This is a genomic window from Bacteroides sp. (assembly GCF_028690125.1).
Taxonomy (GTDB): Bacteria; Bacteroidota; Bacteroidia; order Bacteroidales; family Bacteroidaceae; genus Bacteroides.
Map to the genome: position 1 here is coordinate 51600 of NZ_JAQVBV010000033.1, position 8353 is coordinate 59952.

General features: G+C 40.2%; 7 protein-coding genes. 3 read left to right on the plus strand and 4 right to left on the minus strand.

The window, feature by feature from the left end:
• The first annotated feature begins 47 nt into the window (after positions 1-47).
• Complete coding sequence (locus PHO71_RS18690; protein WP_300206242.1) at positions 48-2843, plus strand: sugar-binding domain-containing protein; 2796 nt, start codon at positions 48-50, stop codon at positions 2841-2843.
• 218 nt (positions 2844-3061) lie between these two features.
• On the opposite strand, the gene PHO71_RS18695 is transcribed toward PHO71_RS18690, so the two are convergent.
• From PHO71_RS18695 to PHO71_RS18710, 4 genes are all read right to left on the minus strand, one after another.
• Positions 3062-3565 carry a GDYXXLXY domain-containing protein gene (locus PHO71_RS18695; RefSeq protein WP_300206244.1) on the minus strand — a complete coding sequence of 168 codons (504 nt, stop codon included), beginning with the start codon at positions 3563-3565 and terminating at the stop codon, positions 3062-3064.
• The gene (locus tag PHO71_RS18700) at positions 3552-4511 is read right to left on the minus strand and encodes a DUF4401 domain-containing protein (protein ID WP_300206246.1); all 960 of its coding nucleotides are present in this window, start codon (positions 4509-4511) and stop codon (positions 3552-3554) included. Before PHO71_RS18700 ends, PHO71_RS18695 begins: the two co-directional genes overlap by 14 nt.
• Entirely contained in the window at positions 4495-5412 is a 918-nt protein-coding gene (locus PHO71_RS18705; RefSeq protein ID WP_300206247.1) for a DUF2157 domain-containing protein, read from the minus strand. Before PHO71_RS18705 ends, PHO71_RS18700 begins: the two co-directional genes overlap by 17 nt.
• Before the next feature lie 164 nt (positions 5413-5576).
• On the minus strand, positions 5577-7316 hold the full coding sequence (locus tag PHO71_RS18710) for a thiamine pyrophosphate-dependent enzyme (protein WP_300206249.1): 1740 nt from the start codon (positions 7314-7316) through the stop codon (positions 5577-5579).
• Positions 7317-7554: 238 nt separating this feature from the next.
• Here PHO71_RS18710 and PHO71_RS18715 point away from each other — a divergent pair, with 238 nt between their 5' ends.
• Positions 7555-7773, plus strand: a complete 219-nt coding sequence (locus tag PHO71_RS18715; RefSeq protein ID WP_300206251.1) for a winged helix-turn-helix domain-containing protein — start codon at positions 7555-7557, stop codon at positions 7771-7773.
• A 60-nt stretch (positions 7774-7833) separates the two neighbouring features.
• On the plus strand, positions 7834-8353 hold a 520-nt coding region (locus PHO71_RS18720), incomplete at its 3' end, for a low specificity L-threonine aldolase (RefSeq protein ID WP_300206253.1).

An 8353-nucleotide genomic window follows, 5' to 3' on the forward strand; every position in this document is an offset into this window, starting at 1 on the left:
AGATTATTAAGATAAATGTAGTATGCTAAATTAATAAAAACAGACAAATGAAGAATAATTTATTAAAAATTGGTTTATTTACACTGGCTTTGTGTGGAATATATGCTTGTCAGACGAATACGGATAGAGATTGTTCGTTAGCAGGTGAGTGGAGATTTGCTTTAGACAGGAACGATGTAGGAGAAACCGAGCGTTGGGCCGAAAGGACTTTTGAAGAATGGGTAAATTTACCCGGTTCATTACAAGCACAGGGAAAGGGGGATGACGTTAGTGTCAATACGCAATGGACGGGAGATGTGAATAATAAATCATGGTATACGGAAGATAGATACGCTAAGTTTCGTGAGCCGGGAAATATTAAAATACCTTTTTGGCTGACTCCTGACAAGCATTATGTGGGCGTAGCGTGGTATCAGAAAGATATTGAGATACCAGAGTCATGGCAAGGCAAGCGGATTCAGTTTGACTTTGAGCGTACTCACTGGGAGACTACTTTTTACATAGACGGACAACGGGTCGGATGCCGGGACGCCTTGCACACTCCTCATCAGTATGTGATCGCTTCCTTAGCTCCGGGAAAGCACGTGCTGACGCTGAGGGTCGATAACCGCGTGAATGTGGATGTCGGCAGGAACGCTCACAGTGTATCCGACCACACTCAATCCAATTGGAATGGAGTGATCGGAAAGATGAATATGCGCGCTCTTCCCTCATTGGCTATTGAGGATATCCAGATCTATCCCGACCTTAAGGACAGGAAAGCTGTCGTAAAGGTATATTTGGACGGAAAGCCGGAGAATGTGGACTTATCGTTGAAGGTATCTTTGAAGGGAAGCACTGTCTTAAAGAAGAAGATAGAGGTGACGCCCGATGGTGGAGATTGTATAGAAACCACTCTTGTATGGAATGATGAAGTGGAGCCGTGGTCTGAGTTTACTCCTAATGTGTATCAATTGCAGGCTGTGTTGGATTCTCATGACGGTAATAGTGTGAAAACTGTGGATTTTGGATTCCGTGATTTTAAAACGGATGGTAGTCATTTCACCATTAATGGTCGCCCCGCCTTTCTTCGCGGTACATTGGAATGCTGCATTTTCCCGAATACGGGTTATCCGGCTATGGATAATGAGTATTGGGCTAAAATCTACACTACTTGTCAAAAGTATGGGTTGAATCATGTTCGCTTTCATTCTTGGTGCCCTCCGGAAGCGGCTTTCCATGTGGCGGATAGCCTTGGAATGTATTTGCAGGTAGAATGCGGTGGCTGGGCGTTGATAGGAGACGGACTTAAGCAGGATGTATGGCTTAAGAGAGAGAGCGATCGTATATTGAAAGAATATGGCAATCATCCTTCTTTCTGCATGCTAGCTTATGGCAATGAGCCGGGAGGTGGCAATCAGTCGCATTATTTGCATGCCCTTATCGATCATTGGAAGCAAAAAGACGACAGAAGGTTGTATACTGGTGCTGCGGGGTGGCCCTATATCTCAAATGCTGATTATTTCAATACACCTAATCCGCGTGTGGGTGGATTTCCGAATAATATAATTAACACTTCCGTGCCGCGTACAGACTATGACCATCAAGGGATTGGTAAAGAGATGCCGACGGTCAGTCATGAGATAGGTCAATACTGTGTTTATCCCGATTTTAAGGAAATAGATCAATACAAAGGTGTCTTAAAAGCGAAGAACTTTGAAATTTTTAAGGAGACGTTGAAAGAAGCTGGAATGGAAGATATGGGAGAGAAATTCTTATATGCTTCCGGACGTTTGCAGACATTATGCTATAAGGCGGAAATAGAGATGGCATTAAGGACAGAAGAGTTAGGAGGTTTTCAGTTATTGGACCTGCATGATTTTCCGGGACAAGGAACGGCTTTGGTAGGTGTCTTGAATGCTTTTTGGGAAAACAAGGGATATGTGGATGAAAAGGAATATAGTCAGTTCTGTAACCAGATTGTACCTTTAGTTAGAATGCCAAAGCAGATTTTGACGAATGATGAGCACTTTAAGGCAAGCGTTGAGTTTGCTCAATATGCAGAGAAACCATTACGTGGAGTTACTGTAGAATGGAAATTGGTGAAGAAGTCAGGTGAAGCTTTCAAGTCGGGTTCTTTCCAATGTGACCTTCCAATCGGAAGCGGAATAAGGGTAGGGGACATCGACTGTGCTTTGAGTGATATAACCGTGCCTACGCAGTTGACACTAGAAGTTGGTGTTAAAGATACGGAAATTGCAAACAATTGGCATATATGGGTATATCCGGCAGAAAAGAAAGTGGTTGAAAAGATGCCATATATTACTTCAAATCTGAATATGGCAATTTCCAAGTTGGCTCAGGGAGAAAATGTACTGTTGCTTTCGCATGGGAAAGTAGCTCAGGAAAAAGGGGGAAATACGGTAGTTGCGTTTACACCGATTTTCTGGAATTTGGCATGGAGCGGACATCAGCCTCCCCACACTTTAGGTTTCTTGTGCGATCCCAAACACGACGCCTTTGCTTCTTTCCCCAACGACGGGTACTCCGATTTCCAGTGGAAAGACCTTGCCGTGAATTGCAATGCGATGGTAATGGACGATTTCCCACATGATTTCCGCCCGTTGGTATATATCATCGACGACTGGTTTGAAAATCGAAAATTGGGAATGCTTTTTGAAGGGAAGGTCGGTAAAGGCAAGCTGATGGTTTGTAGTGTTGATTTAGAGACGGATTTGGATACCCGATTATCTGTAGCGCAGTTCAGACAAAGTTTGTTGGAATATATGGCTTCAGACAAATTCAAACCTCAGCAGGAAATAGATTTGCAGTTATTACAGCCTATGTTCCTAACAGAGAAATAAGCAATTATTGCTTACATATTGAAGAAGTGTAAATTTAGTTTTCGGAACTTTTAAAAAGGCCAGAAACTGTCTTTCTAAGATAGTGACGGTATCCTATGAAGAAGGTGACGGTATATGGTTAGGATGGTGACGCCATCCTGACCATATACCGTCACTCTTTTATAATGACATTATAGCTATCTGTGAATGGATATCGGTTGTTTTCTTTTGATGGATAACTATTTATTAGACTTCGGTTGAATCAATTGAAATTTCTCATCATACAATCCGATCAGCAGGCTTTGTCCTTTTCTATCCACTTTTAATCCTCCGTAAACGGCGTTTTCATAGACATCGGCTTGCCCTTCCTCAAAAAAGAAAGATTCTGCCCCAAAGAATAACCGGGAATCAATTACTTTATATTTGATAGCCAGCTCATTTTTTGATATAGGCTCCAGATTTTCTTGCAGGCGAATGACTTGTCCCACTTGGTTACTGTCTGTTTTCAGAATAGCGTATCCATGTGCAGGTGTATTTTCCTGTATCAGTTCTGATCTTGCTTCCTCGTAGCTGAGGCGCATATAATCTCCTTGCATCAGAGAACGGGGATCAACCGGAGCTAATTGCAATAACAACAGTTGCCCGTTTTCCAATATCTTTTCCTTTTGATAAACAGACCAATTGAAGTATCCTAATAGAAGGATAAGGTTTACGATAATCAGTATCCGGCTATATCTTTTCATGTTTCGTTCTTTTTTGAGTGAAGTAATGCCATGCAATTAGTAAAGCAATTCCTGTGAAGAAGAGGGTGATGGACTTTACAAGCAGACTTTGGCTTAAATCATAATAGTATTTGGAGATGGCATAGATGAATAATAGAAGTGAGGTAGCACACTCCGCCCGGTAACCATAGTGAAAACAGATCAGGATAAGAAACAGACTACCTGATAAGTATGGGGCAAATAGGGTGGGTAGACAGATAATGAGACAAATAGCATAAACTCCTACCTGTTTGGTTGTAGACTGCACTTCCATTACTTTCATGATTTGTCGGGTAATGATAAAGATTCCTATCCAAATGGCAATGGATGATATCCAGAAAAAGTCGGTATCAATGATCCAGGAACGGATGGATAATACTGCTAATAAAACAATACAGCAAACAAATAGTCCGGCATGGAACGGTCTATATTTGGCAATATGCTTCTTAAAAAAGAGAGAGACCCTCGTTTCGTATACATTTGTCAGAAGGAAAGTTCCTAAAATGAGGATCACACCGACTTCCAACAGTTTCCATGAAGAAGATAAATGAATGACTTCTCCGATGAGAGATATGACAAACAAGATAACTGAGAGGAAAGGGAGAATGAATCCTTTCGATAATAGGAAAGTGAGAATACTGATTCCGGCAAGTACTATGAAAAGGATATCCAAGTCCCGGCTGAGTCCATAAGCTATTAGCATACCTCCGGCTATGTACAAGGTAATATTCATAGCATCCAGAAAGGAAGCTATGGAAAAGCGGTTGATGGTAAGCGTACTAATAATTAATATAATTCCTATTATTAATGCTGCGTCCTGCGATTTAATCAAAGAACTAACTGCAAGGAATCCCAGGAAAAGAATGGCTGTCAGGATTCCTCCGATGATTGATAAGACTTGTATTGTCAGGCTATTCTTCTGTACCATACCATTTCTTTTTTAAGTTCAGTATTGCATATATAAGTAAAGTAGTTCCGGTAATCATAATGAGTCCTCCACCCAAAAACAGTTCTGTATCTCCTAATTGACTGCGGAATAGATATAGGAATAATAAAATCATCAGGATTGCGAAAGGAATGATTGAAAGATAGAATAAATTTCTTTGTTTCCAGCCAAACCATAGTCCGATGGGAAATAAAAGGATAACACTGGCCAAAGGGAGTAAAATCAAATTCTCTTTTTCGACAATTGCTGCGATTATCAGGTAACTGGCATGAATAATAGTAGCTACAGACAATATTTTGATAAACCAGTGATTCTGTTCTGCTAATTTCCTTTTTACATTCATACGTTCCGCCAGAATCGTTGCCAAAGCACAAATCCATGTTACGGCATTAGTCAATAATGCTACTTTTTCGATTTCTCCGGGAATGATTTGTAAGGTGTAGAGCCATAATGTGATACAGAGTAATCCCAAAAATGTCAGCCAGAGTGGTGCAAAACGAATGGCAATTGCCCAAAGAAAAGTGAAAAGTGTCCAGCCTAAGAACAGGTCATAGGCGTCGGCACCTGTTTGATAAATTTGCCCGAATACAGCAAAAAGAGTACCTGTCAGAAAGGTAGCTCCGGTGAGTAGAATCTGTTTAGTGAGTAGATTCCAACGGGTAAAAATTGTTAGTAAGACTGTGGTTGCTAATAATACTTCTACCATTCCTAATTTGACAAACTTCGGTAGTGCATCCCAGTTGTAGGCAAAGAAAAAGATAATTCCTGCAACGGTGAAACCAATGCCGGCTGTTAATAAGAAGATGGAAAGAAACTGATTCCATTGTTTTTTATTTGCGTACATTGGTTGGCGGAAGGAAGATGAATAGTCGGGCTTTTCCATATGCTTTTTTTTGATGATTTACAAACATAAGAAAATAAAATGATTTCTACCTAGGGAAGTATATAAAAAGGTATAGTCTGCTTTATCTTGAGTGAATCAATAGACAAACTATACCTTAATTAAACAAGTGATAAATCGCTAATTAGAAGTAATTTATTTCTCCTTTAAAATACTTCTCTGATATGTTTATAATTCGAATTGATCGTATCGATTACTTCTTGTGTCCGTCCGTTAATCAATAACTTATACATTGATTGTGCAAAACCGACCATTTGCCCTAATTCAATTTTAGGAGGCATGGCAAGTGCATTCGGATCTGTCATGATATTAATCAGTACCGGACCGTCAATTTCGAAAGCGTTATATAATGTAGTCAATACTTCTTCGGGATCGCTTACATTGAATCCTGTCATTCCCATCGCTCCGGCAACTTGTGCAAAGTCGGGATTCAGCATATCTGTTTGCCAGTCCGGCAGACCGTCTACTTCCATTTCCAGCTTGACCATCCCCAAAGAACGGTTATTGAATACAATGATTTTGATAGGTAGTTTATATTGAACAACAGTTTGTAAGTCTCCTAATGTCATCGATAATCCACCGTCTCCACATAATGCCAGTACCTGCCGTTCGGGACAAGCTAAAGCTGCTCCGATAGCTTGTGGCAGAGCATTTGCCATAGAACCGTGATTGAACGAGCCCAGCATATGTCGTTTACCTGTTGCTTGCAAGTAACGTGCCCCCCATACACAAGTCATTCCTGTGTCCACAGTAAATATAGCATCATCTGAAGCCAGTTTGTCAATCTCTGACATCACATATTCAGGATGAATCTTACTGATTTCTCCTTTATCTTCTGCATAGGTAGCCAAATCTTTTTTAACTCCTTCATATCGCTTTAACTGTTTAAGCAGGAATGTATCATCAGTTTTGGGATTCAGTAAACGCAGTAATGCCTGGATAGTCATTTTTACATCTCCGCACAGTCCCATAGCTAACTTGGCACGACGGCCCAAACGTTCCGGTTTGATATCAATCTGTACTATTTTAATATCATTGGGCAGGAAAGCTGAGTAAGGAAAGTCAGTTCCCAACATCACAAGCACTTCGGCTTCATGCATACTATAATATCCTGAAGGCATTCCCAATAGTCCGGTCATTCCAACTTCATAAGGATTTTCGTATTGCACTTCCATTTTTCCTTTGAAAGTGTATGCAACCGGTGCATTCAACTTTTCGGAAAGAGCAATTACTTCTTCATGTGCACCCCGGCAACCGATACCACAGAAAAGTGTGATTTTCTCATGTTTATTCAGTAGGTCGGCTAATTGTGCCAGATCTTCTTCTGCCGGACAGACTTCCGATTTTGTAGGATAAGCATGAGTAGAAGAATCTACAGAGGTGGCGGAGGATTTTGCCAAATCTCCCGGAAGCCCGATAACAGAAACACCTTTACGGGTGACAGCTGTTTGAATAGCCGATTGAAGCATACGGGGAAACTGTTGGGGAGTGGTTGCTACTTCATTATAATAGCTGCAATCGTTGAACAGCTTAATTGTATTCGTCTCCTGAAAATATTCTGTTCCGAATTCATTGGTGGGAATCGTTGAGGCAATTGCAATAACTGGTGCACCTGATCGATGTGCATCATAAAGTCCATTAATCAGATGAACATGTCCCGGACCACTACTTCCGGCACAACATCCCGGACGACCTGTTAATTGTGCTTCCGCTCCGGCAGCATAAGCACCGGTTTCCTCATGTCGGACGTGTATCCACTTTATTTTATCATTTTTTCTAACTGCTTCATTTACTTCATTCAAGCTATCTCCGGTAACTGCATAAATGCGTTCTATACCCGATTCTGCTAATGTCTCAATCAGTTGATCTGCTACTTTCTTTGCCATATCTTTATTGATTATTGATGGATAATTGAGATAATAACAGATGTTTATTGAGAAAAGTTCTATTTTAATGTATGCTAATGAACCTGTTTTTTGGAGGTATAACGTCATTATTTTGTGTTAAAAGGGACTTTGTAACAATATTTTAGTGGAAACGAATAAACAATTGACATACCAATTGGTTATTTTTACAGGTGAAATTGTAACTTAATGTTTTAACCTATAAAAAATTTAGTAGAAAATGGATAAGAATGAGATTGGACTGAATGCAGGTAAGGTTTGGCAGTTGTTAAGTAATAATGAAAAATGGAGCTATGGTGTTCTGAAAAGAATGTCCGGGCTAAAAGATAAAGAATTAGGTGCCGCCTTAGGCTGGTTGTCCAGAGAAGATAAAATAGAGTTTGATCAATGTGATGATGAGTTATATATATATCTTTGTGTGAATGTTTATATAGGATAAAAGATACATATCTGAAAATAATTCTGTTACTTTGCATTCCGATTAAAAAGCGAAGTGACAATGAGAAGTTTTGCCTCTGATAATAATTCCGGAGTGCATCCGTTGGTGATGGATGCGTTGAACCGGGCGAATATGGACCATGCATTGGGTTATGGTGATGACAAATGGACAGAAGAAGCTGTCCGTAAGATCAAGGAAGCTTTCACTTCCGATTGTGAACCGTTGTTTGTTTTTAATGGGACAGGTAGTAATGTGGTTGCATTACAGTTAATGACTCGTTCGTACCATTCTATTTTCTGTGCTGAAACTGCTCATATATATGTAGACGAATGTGGTTCTCCGGTGAAGATGACAGGTTGTCAGATTCGTCCTATCATAACAGTTGATGGAAAATTGACTCCTGAACTCATGCAACCTTATCTTCATGGTTTCGGCGATCAGCATCATTCACAACCCAAAGCTCTTTATATATCTCAATGTACTGAACTCGGAACAATTTATACTCCTGAAGAATTAAAACGACTGACGGACTTTGCCCATCTGAATGGTATGTATGTCCATATGGATGGAGCAAGAATAG

What these genes read in the sequence shown, in the direction of transcription:
- PHO71_RS18695 (WP_300206244.1), bottom strand. Translation starts at nt 3,565, where the DNA reads ATGAAAAGATATAGCCGGATACTGATTATCGTAAACCTTATCCTTCTA.
- PHO71_RS18710 (WP_300206249.1), bottom strand. Translation starts at nt 7,316, where the DNA reads ATGGCAAAGAAAGTAGCAGATCAACTGATTGAGACATTAGCAGAATCG.
- PHO71_RS18690 (WP_300206242.1), top strand. Translation starts at nt 48, where the DNA reads ATGAAGAATAATTTATTAAAAATTGGTTTATTTACACTGGCTTTGTGT.
- PHO71_RS18715 (WP_300206251.1), top strand. Translation starts at nt 7,555, where the DNA reads ATGGATAAGAATGAGATTGGACTGAATGCAGGTAAGGTTTGGCAGTTG.
- PHO71_RS18705 (WP_300206247.1), bottom strand. Translation starts at nt 5,412, where the DNA reads ATGGAAAAGCCCGACTATTCATCTTCCTTCCGCCAACCAATGTACGCA.
- PHO71_RS18700 (WP_300206246.1), bottom strand. Translation starts at nt 4,511, where the DNA reads ATGGTACAGAAGAATAGCCTGACAATACAAGTCTTATCAATCATCGGA.